This window comes from Nocardia aurantia (assembly GCF_009604425.1).
GTDB classification, from domain to species: domain Bacteria; phylum Actinomycetota; class Actinomycetes; order Mycobacteriales; family Mycobacteriaceae; genus Nocardia; species Nocardia aurantia.
This window is the reverse complement of sequence record NZ_WEGI01000001.1, coordinates 822,595-837,037: the sequence shown is the minus strand read 5'-3', so window position 1 is coordinate 837,037 and position 14,443 is coordinate 822,595. Positions and strand designations below refer to the sequence as shown.

General features: G+C 68.1%; 15 protein-coding genes, 1 tRNA gene and 1 pseudogene. 6 read left to right on the top strand and 11 right to left on the bottom strand.

Going from position 1 to position 14,443, the window contains the following annotated elements; translation table 11 throughout:
• Positions 1 to 344 precede the first annotated feature (344 nt).
• Positions 345 to 1,093 (top strand): annotated as a pseudogene (locus NRB56_RS03385) (IS5 family transposase); the annotation flags it as partial.
• Positions 1,094 to 1,238: 145 nt separating this feature from the next.
• Positions 1,239 to 2,645, top strand: a complete 1,407-nt coding sequence (locus NRB56_RS03380) for a tyrosine-type recombinase/integrase (protein ID WP_319942485.1) — start codon at positions 1,239 to 1,241, stop codon at positions 2,643 to 2,645.
• A gap of 144 nt (positions 2,646 to 2,789) precedes the next feature.
• Here the strand turns inward: NRB56_RS03380 and NRB56_RS03375 are convergent, their stop codons facing one another.
• The 4 genes from NRB56_RS03375 to NRB56_RS03360 form a co-directional block, all read right to left on the bottom strand.
• Positions 2,790 to 3,470: a hypothetical protein gene (locus NRB56_RS03375; protein WP_153338921.1), complete on the bottom strand. Its 681-nt coding sequence runs from the start codon at positions 3,468 to 3,470 to the stop codon at positions 2,790 to 2,792.
• Positions 3,471 to 3,567: 97 nt separating this feature from the next.
• Complete coding sequence (locus NRB56_RS03370; RefSeq protein ID WP_319942484.1) at positions 3,568 to 4,407, bottom strand: helix-turn-helix domain-containing protein; 840 nt, start codon at positions 4,405 to 4,407, stop codon at positions 3,568 to 3,570.
• Positions 4,404 to 4,919, bottom strand: coding sequence for a DUF6879 family protein (locus NRB56_RS03365; protein WP_153338920.1), 516 nt, complete (start codon positions 4,917 to 4,919; stop codon positions 4,404 to 4,406). Before NRB56_RS03365 ends, NRB56_RS03370 begins: the two co-directional genes overlap by 4 nt.
• On the bottom strand, positions 4,900 to 5,226 hold the full coding sequence (locus NRB56_RS03360; protein ID WP_194290703.1) for a hypothetical protein: 327 nt from the start codon (positions 5,224 to 5,226) through the stop codon (positions 4,900 to 4,902). The genes NRB56_RS03365 and NRB56_RS03360 overlap by 20 nt, the downstream gene beginning before the upstream one ends.
• Positions 5,227 to 5,421: 195 nt before the next feature.
• Between NRB56_RS03360 and NRB56_RS03355 the strand changes: the two genes are divergently transcribed.
• Both NRB56_RS03355 and NRB56_RS03350 read left to right on the top strand, forming a co-directional pair.
• Positions 5,422 to 5,649 (top strand): hypothetical protein, encoded by a 228-nt coding sequence (locus NRB56_RS03355; RefSeq protein ID WP_153338918.1) that lies wholly within the window; start codon positions 5,422 to 5,424, stop codon positions 5,647 to 5,649.
• A gap of 7 nt (positions 5,650 to 5,656) precedes the next feature.
• The gene (locus NRB56_RS03350) at positions 5,657 to 5,803 is read left to right on the top strand and encodes a hypothetical protein (protein ID WP_153338917.1); all 147 of its coding nucleotides are present in this window, start codon (positions 5,657 to 5,659) and stop codon (positions 5,801 to 5,803) included.
• An 81-nt stretch (positions 5,804 to 5,884) separates the two neighbouring features.
• Here the strand turns inward: NRB56_RS03350 and NRB56_RS03345 are convergent.
• From NRB56_RS03345 to NRB56_RS03315, 7 genes are all read right to left on the bottom strand, one after another.
• Positions 5,885 to 5,958: transfer RNA gene (locus NRB56_RS03345), tRNA-Leu, on the bottom strand.
• Positions 5,959 to 6,014: 56 nt separating this feature from the next.
• Positions 6,015 to 7,478 (bottom strand): peptide MFS transporter, encoded by a 1,464-nt coding sequence (locus tag NRB56_RS03340; protein ID WP_153338916.1) that lies wholly within the window; start codon positions 7,476 to 7,478, stop codon positions 6,015 to 6,017.
• 81 nt (positions 7,479 to 7,559) lie between these two features.
• Positions 7,560 to 8,510 (bottom strand): Ppx/GppA phosphatase family protein, encoded by a 951-nt coding sequence (locus tag NRB56_RS03335; RefSeq protein WP_153338915.1) that lies wholly within the window; start codon positions 8,508 to 8,510, stop codon positions 7,560 to 7,562.
• Positions 8,503 to 9,066, bottom strand: a complete 564-nt coding sequence (locus tag NRB56_RS03330) for a DUF501 domain-containing protein (RefSeq protein WP_319942483.1) — start codon at positions 9,064 to 9,066, stop codon at positions 8,503 to 8,505. Before NRB56_RS03330 ends, NRB56_RS03335 begins: the two co-directional genes overlap by 8 nt.
• A complete protein-coding gene (locus tag NRB56_RS03325) occupies positions 9,063 to 9,701 on the bottom strand; it encodes an FtsB family cell division protein (protein ID WP_153338914.1) in 639 nt (212 codons plus the stop codon). Before NRB56_RS03325 ends, NRB56_RS03330 begins: the two co-directional genes overlap by 4 nt.
• A 65-nt stretch (positions 9,702 to 9,766) precedes the next feature.
• Entirely contained in the window at positions 9,767 to 11,056 is a 1,290-nt protein-coding gene (gene eno, locus NRB56_RS03320; RefSeq protein ID WP_319942482.1) for a phosphopyruvate hydratase, read from the bottom strand.
• A gap of 194 nt (positions 11,057 to 11,250) precedes the next feature.
• Entirely contained in the window at positions 11,251 to 12,012 is a 762-nt protein-coding gene (locus tag NRB56_RS03315; RefSeq protein WP_319942481.1) for a lytic transglycosylase domain-containing protein, read from the bottom strand.
• Positions 12,013 to 12,211: 199 nt separating this feature from the next.
• Here NRB56_RS03315 and NRB56_RS03310 point away from each other — a divergent pair, with 199 nt between their 5' ends.
• Positions 12,212 to 13,312 (top strand): TauD/TfdA family dioxygenase, encoded by a 1,101-nt coding sequence (locus NRB56_RS03310; protein ID WP_319942480.1) that lies wholly within the window; start codon positions 12,212 to 12,214, stop codon positions 13,310 to 13,312.
• 13 nt (positions 13,313 to 13,325) lie between these two features.
• Positions 13,326 to 14,315, top strand: coding sequence for an ornithine cyclodeaminase family protein (locus tag NRB56_RS03305; RefSeq protein ID WP_153338912.1), 990 nt, complete (start codon positions 13,326 to 13,328; stop codon positions 14,313 to 14,315).
• Positions 14,316 to 14,443 lie beyond the last annotated feature (128 nt).

Sequence of the window (14,443 nt, the reverse complement as noted above, 5' to 3'; positions counted from 1 at the left end):
ACCGGTAGTAGCGGCTCGATAACCGACCACAACTCGTCGTTCACGACCCAAGGTGCTGCCACAACGAAACATGCTGCACAACAACATGTCTCAGCGCAAGCCGACCGAACCTGTTAGGAGCTCTAAGTGCTCGGCGGGCCGAAGTTGCCGTCCTTGCCGGCAGTTGGTCGTTCAGGAGACTCTGTATGCGCCAGCGTTATCGAGACTCCTACTGTCTTGAAATCTCAATTAATCTGGCGAGGCACAGTTCACAGCAGTTTTAAACTACGTCTCACATGGGTGTGATTCGTTTTGTGTGTGTCGGGTTCGGTTGTGCTGCATGATGTTCAGTCGTGGTTGATGCGTTGTCGCTGCGGTTGGTGCCGGACGAGCTCTGGGGGTTGGTCGAGCCGTTGTTGCCGGAGTTCCGGGCGCGCCCGCAGGGTGGTGGGGTGTCGCCGGTGGATCAGCGGGCGGTGTTCACGGCGGTGGTCTACGTGTTGACCAGCGGTTGTGCGTGGCGGATGTTGCCGCCGTCGTTCGGGGTGACGGTACCCACGGCGCATCGCCGGTTCACAGTGTGGACGAAGGCCGGGGTGTGGCGGCGGTTGCATCTGGCGGTGCTCGACGAGTTGGGCGGGGACGGTTTGATCGATTGGTCGCGGGCGGTGGCCGATGGGGCGAGCGTGCGGGCGAAAAAGGGGGCGGCCTGACCGGCCCGAATCCAACGGACCGGGGTAAGCTAGGATCGAAGCTGCATGTGCTGACCGATCGCGCGGGTATTCCTCTGGCCGTGGCGGTTTCGGGTGCGAACGTGCACGACTCGCAAGCGTTGAAACCGCTGGTGAAAGCGATCCCGACAGTGTGGTCCCGGCGTGGACCACGGCGGCGGCGGCCGGCCAAGTTGCACGCCGACAAGGCCTACGATCAGGCGGAGCTGCGACGGTGGCTGCGCGAGCGCGGGATCGCAGTGCGTATCGCCCGCAAGGGAATCGAGTCCACCGAGCGTCTCGGCCGGCACCGGTGGGTGGTCGAGCGCACCATCTCGTGGCTGACCGGGTACCACCGGCTGGCAATCCGCTACGACCGCAAAGGAACTCACTACCTGGGCTTCTTTTACCCTCGCCGCCGCACTCACCGGCTTCAAGAAGCTCGCCAAGGCGAGAGCATCCATGTGAGACACGGTCTTATTGCGCCACTTTGGCTGAGACAGGACAGGTCGCTGTCCCGGAACGCCACGCTCGGAAAGGTGGCCTGACATGGCTTGGATCAAGCCGTACGAGACCAAGGACCGCCGGAACGGCAAGCCGGTGAAGTCCTACGTCGTCATCTGGAAGGAGCCTGCCTGGGATGAGTTCGGGCTGCCCATCCCAGCGGACCCGGCCCGTCCCGGGGGTCGCAAGAAACAAGTGCAGCAGCAGGAGACCTACCCCAATCGTGAAGCGGCTGAGGCCCGCCGCGACGAACTGAACGCCGCACGCCACACCACCGGAACCAGCGCGCTGGCCACCGCGCGCAAGGCGGGGGATCTGCCGTACGGCTACTACGCGCGGGCCTGGCTGGACAGTCTCCAGGTGAAGGTGGCGCAGGGCCGTCTGAAGCAATCCACCTTGGACGGGTACGAACAGATCCTCCAGCGGTACGCGCTGAAGCGGTTCGGCGCCAAAGCGATTGCGGCCATCACGCCTCGGGACTGTGAGGAGTTCTTGTCCGCGCTCGTCCGGCAGCAGTCCCGGCAAGGGACACAGGGCGACGTCCTCTCCCCCGCCACCGTGAAGCACGCCTGGGGCACGTTCCGCCGGGTGCTCAAGTACGCGCTCCGGCACGACGCCATCCCCTCTAATGCGGCCGACCGGGTGGACTACGACACTAACCGCGCCACCGGCGACCACGAGGAATTTGAGCACAACCCGCTCACTGCTGAGCAAGTCGCACGGCTGAGCGCAGCCGTGGCCGGCGGAGGCATACCCGCAGGCCAGCCCGATCTACCGGCGTACCCGGTGTATGCGCTGATGGTGGACTTTCTGGCGTACACCGGCCTCCGGGCCAGCGAGAACGCCGGGCTGGAAGTGCACGACCTGGAGTTCCACACCGCCCCGGCCGGTAAGTCTCTCCGCCCCGGCAAGCCCACGCGAAAGACCCCAGTCACCGCGCTCGGACAGACGCCAGATTCCCTCGCGCCGAACACAATCCGCTGCACGGTGCACATCCGCCGGACCAAGTCCCGCAAGAACACCGGCACCCCCGGCGAGCCGCATGGGTCACCAGTACGCCGAAGTCCAAGCGCAGCAAGCGAACCGTGCCCCTCCCGCCCTGGCTGGCCGCCCGGATGTACGCCTACCTCCACGGCGGACCGGGCAGTGATCCGGCCGTACACCACCCACGCGCGGCCGAGCCCACCGCGCCCATGTGGCCCAGCCGCGAGAACGGTGGCGGGCACCGAGCCGCGGGGCAGCGCTACGCCGTGCCGCTGGACTGGTCCGAGCCGATGGCCATGGGAGCGTTCTACGACACCATCTTCCGCCCGGCGCTCGTCGCGGTGGGGTTGCCCGCCACTACTCCCGCCGTACCGGCGCAACCCGCCTCGGCCACCCGTCCCGCACAGCCCGCCATCCCCGCGACGCGCGGCGTACGCCTGCACGACCTGCGGCACACCTTCGCGGTGATGCAACTCATGGCGGGCACGCACTACATACAGGTGTCAAAGTGGTTGGGGCACAGCACTTTCACGCTCACCTTGAACACCTACGGCAATTGGATTCCCGACGAAGAAGGCGGTACCGGCAACAATCTCCCCGAGCCGCCGCGCTCTACTCCGGTTCCGCCGCAGGCGATTCCGGCTCCGGCTCTGGCGGAGGAGGCGCCGACCCTTCCGACGAACGTGGTTCCGTTCCGTCGGCGCTCGGCGGGGTGACGTTCTGACCCAAGCCTGCCGATTTTAGTTCGGCCCGAACAGATGCGGTGAAATCCCGGCAGGCTTGGCCGACGCTCTCTGTCATCTCCGACATTTCGGTATTCGCTTGTGCCATGCCCACCCGCCCACTCTGATGTACAGTTTTGAAATTTTCAGAGGCGAATATCCAACATAGCGCGACGGACCTATGAATTGCTGTTACTTCACGACTAAAGGCATCGCCAGCAATAAGTTCAAGCTTGCGAGCAAGATCGGGAATAGCGGCCATTTCGTTATTAATTTCAACGATCTGCACCTCCCCTTCAGATCCCCAAAGACTGAATCCTCGAAGCCTGGTTCCCGCCTGGTGAGCAGCGGTCAGTATCTCATTTGAGATAGAAACCAATTGCTCTCGCCGCCACTTAATCCACTCCCGGTCGTCCGCCGCTGCAATAGCCGCACGATTCGTCCGGTTGCTGACGTACAACGTAACCATCGCGCCGATGAGCACCAGGCCGCTCGCCGCGAGAGGTAACCATGTCACCCAAGTTACCGCTGATTTCTGGGCGATCTCAATAATTTGCGGCGGCACGTTCACAGTGATCGTAGTGGGCGGCATCGGCACCGGGGGCGTCGGGGAAGGTATCGGAGTATCCGGGGGCACGGGCAGATTCTGCCACTGTCTACCGACACCGCTACGCCCCGGCCACGCGCCGCTCCAACGCCGAGGCCAGCAGCGCGCGGGCAGCATCGCCGTGGACGGCTTGTGCGGCCAGCCGGGTGAATACCTTCTCATACAAGGCGATCTCGCGCGGCTGCGTTACGGCGGATTCGGCGGTGATGGTCTCCACCAACACCTTGCGTTGGTCGTACAGAACGAAATCGGTCGTGCGGCGGAAGTACGCGCTCCCCGCCGGGACGATTCCAAATACCAAGCGGGGCAACGCCGTAAGCTCTATGAGATGTTGGAGCTGCTCGGCCATCACGGCGTCATCTCCAACGGTGGTGCTCAGGGCCTGCTCGCCGACCAGGAAGTAGAACCGATGCCGCCCTTCGCGCAGCACCCGCCGTCGTTCCATGCGGGCGGCCACGGCCTCGTCCAGGTCTCGTGTGGTGTTCAAGAATTCCATGCCCGCGGCCATCAGCGCCCGCGCGTAGCCTGGCGTCTGGAGTAGCCCATGGAACACCTGCGGGTCGTAGCCACGCAGTAGCTCGCTGCGGTCTTCCATTCCGCTGATCCGCCGCTGGTGGTTGCTGTACCCGTGGCCGACGATGCGCCGCCACTCCATCCACGCCGCACTGATATTGCGCAGCGTGGCCAGCAGATCCGGTAGTTCGCGCTCAGCGTCGGTGAGGCGGCACCACGCGGCCAGGTCGTCTTCGCTGACGGCTTGGGTACCGTGCTCAATCCGCGACACCTTGGCGGGGTGCCAGCCCGCTTGCTGGGCCAGTTGGTACCCACGCAGGCGCGCCGCAACCCTCAACCCGCGCAGGCGGGCTCCCAGGTCGCGGCGCGCCTCACCGACGTTGGTCACTTGGCGTACTCACCGTGCGGTATTGCCTTGGCCCACAAACGATCTCGAACATCGGCATAGTGCCGGACAATCGCCGGATCGGTGGTGGCCACCCAGCCCGGCAACGCCGAGCCGTCCCGCTGGAACACGGTGTAGGCGGCCAACTTGTCGTCGAATAGCCACCAGTCATCATCCGGCAGATCCGCCGGTGCATCCCGCCGGGGCAGCCACCGAATATCCTCGCCCACTTGGAGATTGGCGTCGGCCGTACCAACCGCAAACCGGGTGTAGTCGCCGTGCGGTTCGGTGATCACCCGGACCCGCTGCACGGTGCACCCGGCTGCGGTGACTTCCCTCATGAGCGCGTGCCAACGGGCGCTCGCCGCCGGGTCCTGCGGCTCGCCATTGCGGAACCGCTGCACCCGGTCGGCTTCTCCGGCTACACCGCTGTAGTCGTCGCGTACTTCCAGGTGGAAGGCCCGGCGGTGCGTCCGAAACGCTTGCGCCAGATCGTCAAACGCGAGGTGCAGCATCGCGTCTCCGCTCCGCGCCGATCGGCACCTCCACCGCCGTCTCGTGGTCCGGCGGCCGAATCTGTTCCAGCGCTCGGGCATCCGTCACCGGCTCGCCCGTGAGTAGGAACGTGCCGTGCCCGGTGTCGTGCAGCAGCGCGCCCAGGCACGTTCCCGGGACGAGATGCCGGATCAGCCGGTGCGGGATCTCGATCGTGTCGGGCCGGTCGGTGCGCCAGCCCTGCGTGACGTACGTCCCGCGATCACTGCGGAAAAGCGTGGGCGACTGCCCGTCTGTGCTGTCGCCGCCGAGCCATTCCAGTTCCATCGTGCCTCCTCTGACGTGGGTGAACCCCTTCATCATCAATCCGCCGGGGCTCCACTGAACGCCCTTTCGGCGCAATATTGCGCAATTTCCTGGTTCGGGCTCCGAGCATACAAATAGCGTTCAACCAGCCCTACCGCCGGGTGTTCGCCGCCTCGGCGGTAGGTGCTAGCCAGCCGGACAACGCAAGGGGTGGACATGAACACGCCCGCACGATGGAACAACGAAGATTCGCAACAGTTCGCCATCGCGCCGCAGGACGGGCAGTGCGCGTACCTCCACCACAGTGACGGCTCGTGGTCATTTGTCGGTGAGGACGGGTGGCCCGTCAGCCCGGAGGAGTTCCAGGCCGAGGCGGCGAGCGCTATATCCGGCCCGGTGATCGACGTGAATCCGGAATCCGTGACCGATACCGAAGTGCGGTGACAACACGATGATCACTTTCGGATTGATCGCGGCCGTCGGCGTGCCGCTGGCTGTGCTGGTCCTGGCGATCTTCTGGCCGGAGCGCGTCCCCCAGGACCGCACGGTGGAGGCCATCCGCCGCCGGATCGAGGCTGAGGACCAGCCACCCCGCTAGCCTGCCGGGGCCGTGCCGGGGTGACAGCCCCCACCGACCTGTCCCCACCACGCCGCAAGGCGCTCACCTGCGTCTTCCTAGTGCCCCCGCTGGGACTCGAACCCAGACTTGACGGATTTTAAGTCCGGTGCCTCTGCCAATTGGGCTACGGGGGCGTGCCGGTCAGCCTACCTAAGTCGTACGTCCGTCTCGGAATTGTCCGATTGTTTGCTCAATGAACCCCCTTCATCAGGCTGCTCACTCGCGGGGCGAGGAAGTAGACGACGATACCTACTGCGATCGTGAGCGTGCCGGTCAGGCCGAAATAGGCGATTTCGTGCTCATGGGAGTAGTAGTGTGCCAGGACCCCTGACATCGAGGTGCCGATGCCCACCGAGAAGAAGTACAGGGCCATCATCTGGGCACGGAAGGCCTCGGGGGCGAGGTGGGTGGTCACCGCCAGGCCGATCGGGGACAGCAGGAGTTCGGAGATCGCGAATCCACCCAGGATCGGGAACACCAGCCAGACGGGGACGGTTTTGCCCTCGAAGCCGGCGAGGGGGACGAACAGCAGGAAGGCCGTGCCCATGCCGATCACGCCGTAGGCGATTTTCCGGGGAGTGCCGGAGGCGCGGTCGGCCAGTCGGGTCCAGAGGACGGCGAACAACGGGGACAGCGTGATGACCCAGAGGGGTTCGGCGGAGCCGATCCAGTTGGCGGGGGCGGTCCAGCCGAACAACCTCCAGTCGATCCGCTGATCGGAGTAGACGGTCAGGACGGTGAAGATCTGCTGGAACAGGGACCAGAACAGGGCGTTCGCGACGAACAGCGGGATGAAGGCGCGGACCCGGGTGCGTTCGATCGGGGTCACCCGCGGGCTCGTCAGCAGGATCGCGAAATAGGTGATCGAGACGACGGCCAGGACGACGGTGGTCACCGGGGAGAGGTTGTCCAGGCGTACCGCGCCCGCCTTCGCCGCGAGGGCTACCACGAGCAGCGCGGTGACGGCGGCGGCCAGCACCCGGCCGATCGCGCGGTGCGGCAACGGGTTCGGCACCTCGCGGCCGTGGCCGGCGAGGTTGGAGCGCGACAGCGCGTATTGCACCAGGCCGCAGGCCATGCCGACGGCCGCGGCGCCGAAACCGTAGTGGAAGCTGGCTGTCGAGTGCAGCAGGCCGGTGACGAGTGGGCCGGCGAAGGCACCCAGGTTGATGCCGAGGTAGAAGAGGGTGAAGCCGCCGTCGGCGCGGGTGTCACCGGGCGGGTAGAGCGTGCCCAGTAGGGACGAGGCATTGGCTTTCACGCCGCCGCTGCCCAGTGCGATCAGGGCCAGGCCGATGCCGACGCCGGTCAGACCGGCGATCAGGGCCAGGGCGAGGTGGCCGAGCATCACGACGACGCCACCGTAGAAGACCGTCTGTTCCATCCCGAGGAGTCGGTCGGATACCCAGCCGCCGAGCACGGTGGACAGATACACCAGGCCGCCGTAGGCCCCGACCAGGCCGGTGGCGGTCGGCTGGGACAGGCCCAGGCCGCCGTCACGAACTGAGTGGTACAGGTAGTAACCCAGGATCGTGAGCATGCCGAAGAACGAGAACCGTTCCCACAGCTCGATACCGAACAGGTTCACCAGACCGATCGGATGCCCGAAGACTGTCCGTGCGGGGCCGAGGTCCCGCGTCACCGCTCCTGTCATGACCCAGACCCCTCCCGTCAGGCACTTCAGGCAATTCGACGGCTGTCCGAGGTGGATGCCGGCATCGCAGATATCCCGGGCTCAGGCGATGGACAGCGCGATTCCGTCGAGGATGTCGTGCTCGCTGACGATCAACTCCGCGACGTTCGCGCGGCGGGCCAGCTCATCGGCCAGGACCTGCGTAATCACCGCGCCGCCGCCGATCACGTCGACCCGGCCGGGATGCATCGGGCCCAGCGCCGCGCGTTCGTCGTGGGTCATGCCGACCAGTCGGCGGCAGACGTCACGGACCTGATCCAGCTTCAGCCGGGTGAGATGGACACGCTCCGAATCGTATTCGGGCAAATCCAGAGCGACCGCCGCCAGGGTGGTCATCGTGCCGGCGACGCCGACCCAGGTGTGGGCGCGTTCGACGGGCACCACGCCGAAGGCCTGGGCCAGGCGCTCGGCCGCGAAGAACCGGGCCGAGGCCACCTCCTCGCCGGTGGGCGGATCCGCGTGCAGATACCGCTCGGTGATGCGCACACAGCCGATGTCGGCGGAATACGCGGCCTGCACCCCGCCGCTCTCGTCGCCGAGGACCACCTCGGTGGAACCGCCGCCGAGATCCACCACCACGAACGGGCCCTCGTCCGGATTCAACTCGCCGACCGCACCGGCGAAGGACAACCGCGCCTCCTCGTCGCCGGTGATCACCTCCGCCTGCGCGCCCGGCACCGCGCGGCCCAATTCGGCGGCGGCCATGGTGAAGAAGTCCTCGCGGTTGCGCGCGTCGCGGGTGGCCGAGGTGGCGGCCATGCGCACCCGCGCGACACCGGCGTCGCGCATCAGGTCGACGTAGTCGTGCAGGGCGACCCGGGTGCGTTCGATCGCCTCCGGATTCAGTTCGCCGGTGGCGTCGACGCCCTTGCCGAGCCGCACGATACGCATCTCGCGGTGCAGATCGGTGAGCCGTCCGTCGCGGCCGACGTCCGCGATGAGCAGCCTGATCGAATTGGTGCCGCAGTCGACCGCGGCCACCCGGTCATTCATCAGTGGAACCTCTCTCCCCCGAATCCGGGTGGTACTGCGCGTAGGACGGCCAGTCGGCGGGCACCGCGGTGCCGCGCAGGCCGGTGTCGGCGGCCAGGGCGACCGCCTCGTCGCCGAGCGGATTGACTCCCGGCCCCTTGGCCAGGGCGTGCGCGATCAGCACGTGCAGGCATTTCACCCGTTCGGGCATGCCACCGCCACTGAAATCGGTGCCCAGCACCTCGACCGCGTCGCGCTCGGCCAGATAACTCTCGTGCGCCGCGCGATACGCCGCGGCCAGCGCCGGATCCTGGTGCAGGCGTTCGGTCATGCCGCGCATCAGCCCGGCGGCCTCCTGCCGGCTCGCCTCTGCGGTCAGCCGCGGATCGGTCAGGTAGTACAGGGTCGGGAACGGAGTGCCGTCCGGCAACCGTGGGGCGGTCTTCACCACGGCGGGTTTGCCGTCCGGTGTGCGGTAGGCGATGGCGAGCACACCCCGCGGCGGCCGGCCCAGTTGCCGTGCGACGACCTCCAGATCGGCTTCGCTGGGCTGTACCGCGCTCGTACCGCCGGTCACCGGGGCGCTCCTTCGGGGGTCGGGGCAGGCGCGGGCGCCGCCGAAACGGGTTGTGGCGTGGACATACTCCGCCACAGCTGGGTGTACCAAGGGTCCGGTGGGCGAGGCGGGGCCGTCGGGGTGGGCACGGCCGGTTGCTCGATGCCGGGCACCTGCACGACATAGGCGGTGTCGCCCGGCAGCACCAGCCGCAGGCGATCCCGCGCCTCGGAGCGGATGTAGGCCGGATCCTGTTGCTGCGCACGGCGATCCCGCAACCGGGCGACATCCTGTTCGAGTTCGACGCGCTGCTGCTTCAGCTGGGTGGCCTCGGCCCGCTGGCTGAAATAGGTGCGCATCGGCACCGCCAGCGTGAGCGCCAGCGCGCAGAACACCGCGGCCAGAATCACCGCGCGACCGGTGGACAACCCGAAGATGGTCCGGTCGCCGCGCTGCTTCGCCGCCCGGCCGCGGCCGCCCGCCCGGGCCGTGCCGGCGGTCTTGCCCGCGGCAGTGCGGCGCTGCGCCGCGCGATTACCCGCCGCGGTCCGCGCCGCCGCCGTGCCCGTGCGTTCCTGCCGTGGCCGGGCCGACCGCGACGAGCCGCGGTCACCGCGTCCGGCCGGACTGGTACCGCGTGCCCGTCGCTCAGTCATCTCACCCACCGCTCCATCGTTCGTGACACGCCGAAGTCAGCCCGACACAACAGGTTCCGACGGTACTACTCCCCGAAGGTGAACCGGGGGAACGCAACGTCCCCGGCGTACCGGGCGGAATCGCCCAGTGCGTCCTCGATGCGGAGCAGCTGGTTGTACTTGGCGACCCGCTCGCTGCGCGCCGGGGCGCCGGTCTTGATCTGGCCGCTGCCCACCGCGACCGCGAGATCGGCGATGGTGGTGTCCTCGGTCTCGCCGGAACGGTGGCTCATCATGGTCTTGTAGCCGTTGCGGTGGGCCAGCTCGACCGCGTCGAGAGTCTCGGTGAGCGTGCCGATCTGGTTCACCTTCACCAGCAGCGCGTTGGCGGCGCCCTTGGCGATGCCGTCCTCCAGGCGCTCCGGGTTGGTGACGAACAGATCGTCGCCGACCAGCTGCACCTTGTCGCCGATCTGGTCCGTGAGCGAGACCCAGCCGTCCCAGTCGTCCTCCGCCAGCGGATCCTCGATGGAGACCAGCGGGTAGCCGGTGAGCAGCTCGGCGTAGAACTTGGCCATCTCGTCGGCCGTGCGGACCGAGCCCTCGAACTTGTAACCCTGGCCCGCGGTGTAGAACTCGGTGGCCGCCACGTCGAGCGCGAGCGCGACATCGGTGCCGAGCTGGTAGCCGGTCTTCGCGACGGCGGCGGCGATCAGGTCCAGCGCCTCCCGGGTACCGCCGGCCAGATCGGGGGCGAAACCGCCCTCGTCACCGAGGCCGGTGGCCAGGCCCTTGCTCTTCAGCTCGCCCTTGAGGGCGTGGTAGACCTCCGCACCCCAGCGCAGCGCCTCCTTGAAGGTAGGCGCGCCGATCGGGGCGATCATGAACTCCTGCACGTCGACACTGGTGTCGGCGTGGGCGCCGCCGTTGAGGATGTTCATCATCGGCACCGGCAGCACATGCGCGTTCGGCCCGCCGAGGTAGCGGAACAGTTCCAGCCCCGAGGATTCGGCGGCGGCCCGGGCCACCGCGAGCGACACACCCAGCAGCGCGTTGGCGCCCAGCCGGGACTTGTCGGGGGTGCCGTCCAGATCCAGCAGCACCTGGTCGACGGTGCGCTGCTCCACCGCGTCGAGCCCGATCACGGCCGGGGCGATCTCGTCGAGCACGCCCTCCACGGCCTTCTGAACACCCTTGCCGCCGTAGCGGTCACCACCGTCGCGCAGCTCCACGGCCTCGTGTTCGCCGGTGGAGGCGCCCGACGGCACCGCCGCGCGGGTCAGCGTGCCGTCGTCGAGAGCGATCTCGACCTCGACGGTGGGGTTTCCGCGCGAATCCAGGATCTCGCGCGCTCCGACCTGTTCGATGATGGCCACGAAAACGACACTCCTTCGGCTGCAGACCGGTCCCCGCCCACCGCCGTTCATGAGCAGGTAGCACGGGTCTCCGTGCGCGTCGAGCCTAACCCAGACCGGACCGCCCGTACGCCTGGCACTTGGTTGTCGCACCCCATGCCCGCAACCGCACCCCTCTCGATGCCCGAACGGGGTGCGAACCGGTCCGCTCGCCGTCAGGCCCGGCGCCCGACGCTGTAGGCGGCCGCCCGGGTGCGCACCTTCGCCATGTAGGCGCCGGACTGGTTGTAGGTGAGCAACGCTCGCTGCCAGCCGTCGGCGGTGGTGAGATCGCCACCGCTGGCACACAGATAGCGCGCGGCGGTCAGCGCGGCGTCATCGATGTTGTCCGGATCGGCGATCCCGTCGCCGTTGGCGTCCACACCCCAGTGCTGCCACGTTTCCGGCAGGAACTGGAAGGGGCCCATCGCCCGCACGTACACCGGGCTGCCCGCGCGAGCGGTGGCGTCCTCGTCCACGATTCGCGCCACACCGGGCGAACCGTCCAGTGGCACACCACGAATCGGCGGCCGCACCGCGCCGTCGGCGTCCAGGTGCGAGCCGCCGTGACTACCGTGTTTGCTCTCCACCGCGGCGATGCCGGCGAGGGTGGTCCAGCCGATCCCGCAATCCGGGCGCGAGCGGGCCAGCACCGCGGCCGCGTAGCCGTAGGACTCCATCGCCACCACCGGGATTCCCAGTGGGCCGGACTGCGTTTCGGCCCACTCGCCCAGCTGCCCGGCGCTGCGGCCCGGCATGTCCAGATCGATCACGGGGACCGCGACGCCGGGACCGGGTGGCATGTCGTCCGGGATCGGCGGCAGATTCGAAGTGCCGCAACCGAACAGCGCGAGGATCAGGATCGGGAGCAGGGCTGCGCGGGCAGCACCACGCGGGATGGACAGCGGAGCCCGGCGCCGGGCCAGGACGGAACGCACCTGTTCATCTTGCGTGTTCGGCGCGGCTTCGGCACGCACGGGTGGCGAGCGGCACGCCGCACCGGCCGCGGGCGATACCGTGTGGCTATTTGCCTCGCCCGTACATTAGGTTAGGCTTGCTTAATCTATCGGGCGGGCGCAGCTCCCGGCCGAGTCTCCACCGCCTGCTTCATCACTCTCGCGAAGAAGGGATCGATGGGTGAAAAACGTTCTCCGCGAACGTGAGAACCACCACCGAGAAGCACCGGCCGAACTGGAACGCCGAATATTGGCAACCGCCGACGCGATCGCCGTTCGCGACCTCGCCGACGAGATCGCGGTCACAATCGAAGATATGGCAGGAACGCGCGAGCGGACCGCCGCGACACTCACCGATCCGCGCCTGATCGGTCTCCTCGACGCCCGCGTGCGCGCGGTGCCCGAGCGCGTCCGCGTGGCGCTGCGCCCGCCGGCCACCGCGACCGGTGTGGCGATCATCGACCGGCTGCCGCTGCACGACACGGAACTCGGCCCCACGCCCGGCGATTGGCGGCAGGCCGCCGCCTGGAGCGGTGAGCGGGATCGGCGCTCGACCTCGTTCCGGCTGGATGTCACCATGCTGCTGCTGGCCCGTTGCGCCGGTGAGCCGTTCGGCTGGCAGGGGCAGCAGAGCGGCCGGCTGGTGAACAACATCGTCCCCGCCCCCGGCCACGAGCACGAGCAGTCCGGCGCGAGCAGCGTGGCGCTGTTGTCCCCGCACACCGAGGACGCCTTCCACCCCGACCGCGCGCACCTGCTGTTACTGGGCTGCCTGCGCAATCCGGATGCGGTGGGCACCACGGTGTCCTCGGTGCGCGAGGCGACACTGAGCACCGCGCACCGCCACCGGCTGGCCGACGCGACGCTGCCCATCCTTCCCGACGTGTCCTACGGCGACGGTTTCGACGATCATCCCACGCCCCCGATCGCGACGCTGGCCGCCGGTCCCACCCTGCGCTACGACCCCGCCTACACGCCGCTGGATCGCGCGGATGCCGAATTCCGGGACGCCTACACACAATTGAGCGCCGAACTGGAGCGCGTGGCCCGCACGGCGGTGCTGGAACCGGGCCAGTTGCTCCTCGTCGACAACGACGTGGTGGTGCACGGCCGGGTGCCGTTCGCGCCGCGCTACGACGGCACCGACCGCTGGCTGAAGCGGGTGAACATTCGCCTGCCGCAACGAAATCGGGCCGAATCCGGCGAAAGCGGTTACGGGCAGCGCACGGTGGCCCCCTTCCGCGGCGAAACCCTTGTACCGCAAGTCGTCCCTAACCAGTGAACCGAGGAACCCGATGAGCACCCGACCGACTCCGCTCCGCGTGCTGTCCCGCAGCGATCTCGCCGATGTCCCCATCACCCCCGGCGACGTGAACCGCGCCGTCGAGGACGCGTATCTCGCACTGGCGTCGGGTGATTCGGACAATCCCCGCAAGCTCAGTGTGGCCCACCCGGACGGCTGGTCCGTCGCGTACGCCATGCTCGGACGCGACGGGCGCCGCCGGGTGGTCGCGATGAAGACCTCGTACAAATTCGATCCGGCGCACGATCGCAGCACCAAGCGCTACTACACCACCATCACGCTCTACGACGACACCACCGGCATGCCGATCGCGATGATGGACTGCGCCCGGGTCGGTGCGCTGCGCACCCCCGCGGTGTCGGCGCTGCTGGTCCGCGAGACGATCCGCTCGGGGGCGCGCAGCGTTCTGCTGATCGGCACGGGCACCCAGGGCCGCAACGCCCTCCCGCATCTCCTTGCCGCCAACCCGCAGCTGAACCGGCTGATGGTGCACGGGACCCACCCCGACGGCCTGAAGGCCGTGTACGAACATCTCGCCGTCCATCATCCGCACCTCGAGCTCGAGACCGTCGCCGACCCGTACGAGGCCGCCCGCACCGCCGACGTGGTGCTGGCCACCGCAGGTCCCGGCACCAAGGTCTCCGTCGAAACCGACGATCTCGCACCGGGTTCGGTGGCCGTGCTGGTCGGCTACGGGCTGGCGCCGTCGGCGCTGTCCGGCGCCGACCGGGTCGTCGCCACCAGCGCCGAGCAGATGGCGCTCACCGGCACCGACCTCGTGGACCGGGACGGCCGGTTGCGCCCGGTCGACGCCGAACTCCCGCAGATCCTGGGCCGCCGGGCCACGGGCCGCACCTCCGACGCCGACCGTGTGTTCGTCTACAACAGCGGCCTGGTCCTGACCGATATCGCGGTCGCCCATGCCCTGGCCGAGCGCGCCATCGCCGAGGGACGGGGAACGGAGGTCGCCCTGTGGGACTGAGCGCCGCCGCCCAGTTCTCGCTGTGGGAGACCGAGGACACGGACCCCACGCCCCGGACCGAACCCAGCGCGACCACGACAGCACCCGCATCCCACCGTCCCCGTGCTCGCCGCAGGCCGACCCCGCCG

What these genes read in the sequence shown, in the direction of transcription:
- NRB56_RS03380 (WP_319942485.1), top strand. Translation starts at nt 1,239, where the DNA reads ATGGCTTGGATCAAGCCGTACGAGACCAAGGACCGCCGGAACGGCAAG.
- NRB56_RS03365 (WP_153338920.1), bottom strand. Translation starts at nt 4,919, where the DNA reads ATGCTGCACCTCGCGTTTGACGATCTGGCGCAAGCGTTTCGGACGCAC.
- NRB56_RS03360 (WP_194290703.1), bottom strand. Translation starts at nt 5,226, where the DNA reads ATGGAACTGGAATGGCTCGGCGGCGACAGCACAGACGGGCAGTCGCCC.
- NRB56_RS03355 (WP_153338918.1), top strand. Translation starts at nt 5,422, where the DNA reads ATGAACACGCCCGCACGATGGAACAACGAAGATTCGCAACAGTTCGCC.
- NRB56_RS03350 (WP_153338917.1), top strand. Translation starts at nt 5,657, where the DNA reads ATGATCACTTTCGGATTGATCGCGGCCGTCGGCGTGCCGCTGGCTGTG.
- NRB56_RS03340 (WP_153338916.1), bottom strand. Translation starts at nt 7,478, where the DNA reads ATGACAGGAGCGGTGACGCGGGACCTCGGCCCCGCACGGACAGTCTTC.
- NRB56_RS03335 (WP_153338915.1), bottom strand. Translation starts at nt 8,510, where the DNA reads ATGAATGACCGGGTGGCCGCGGTCGACTGCGGCACCAATTCGATCAGG.
- NRB56_RS03325 (WP_153338914.1), bottom strand. Translation starts at nt 9,701, where the DNA reads ATGACTGAGCGACGGGCACGCGGTACCAGTCCGGCCGGACGCGGTGAC.
- NRB56_RS03305 (WP_153338912.1), top strand. Translation starts at nt 13,326, where the DNA reads ATGAGCACCCGACCGACTCCGCTCCGCGTGCTGTCCCGCAGCGATCTC.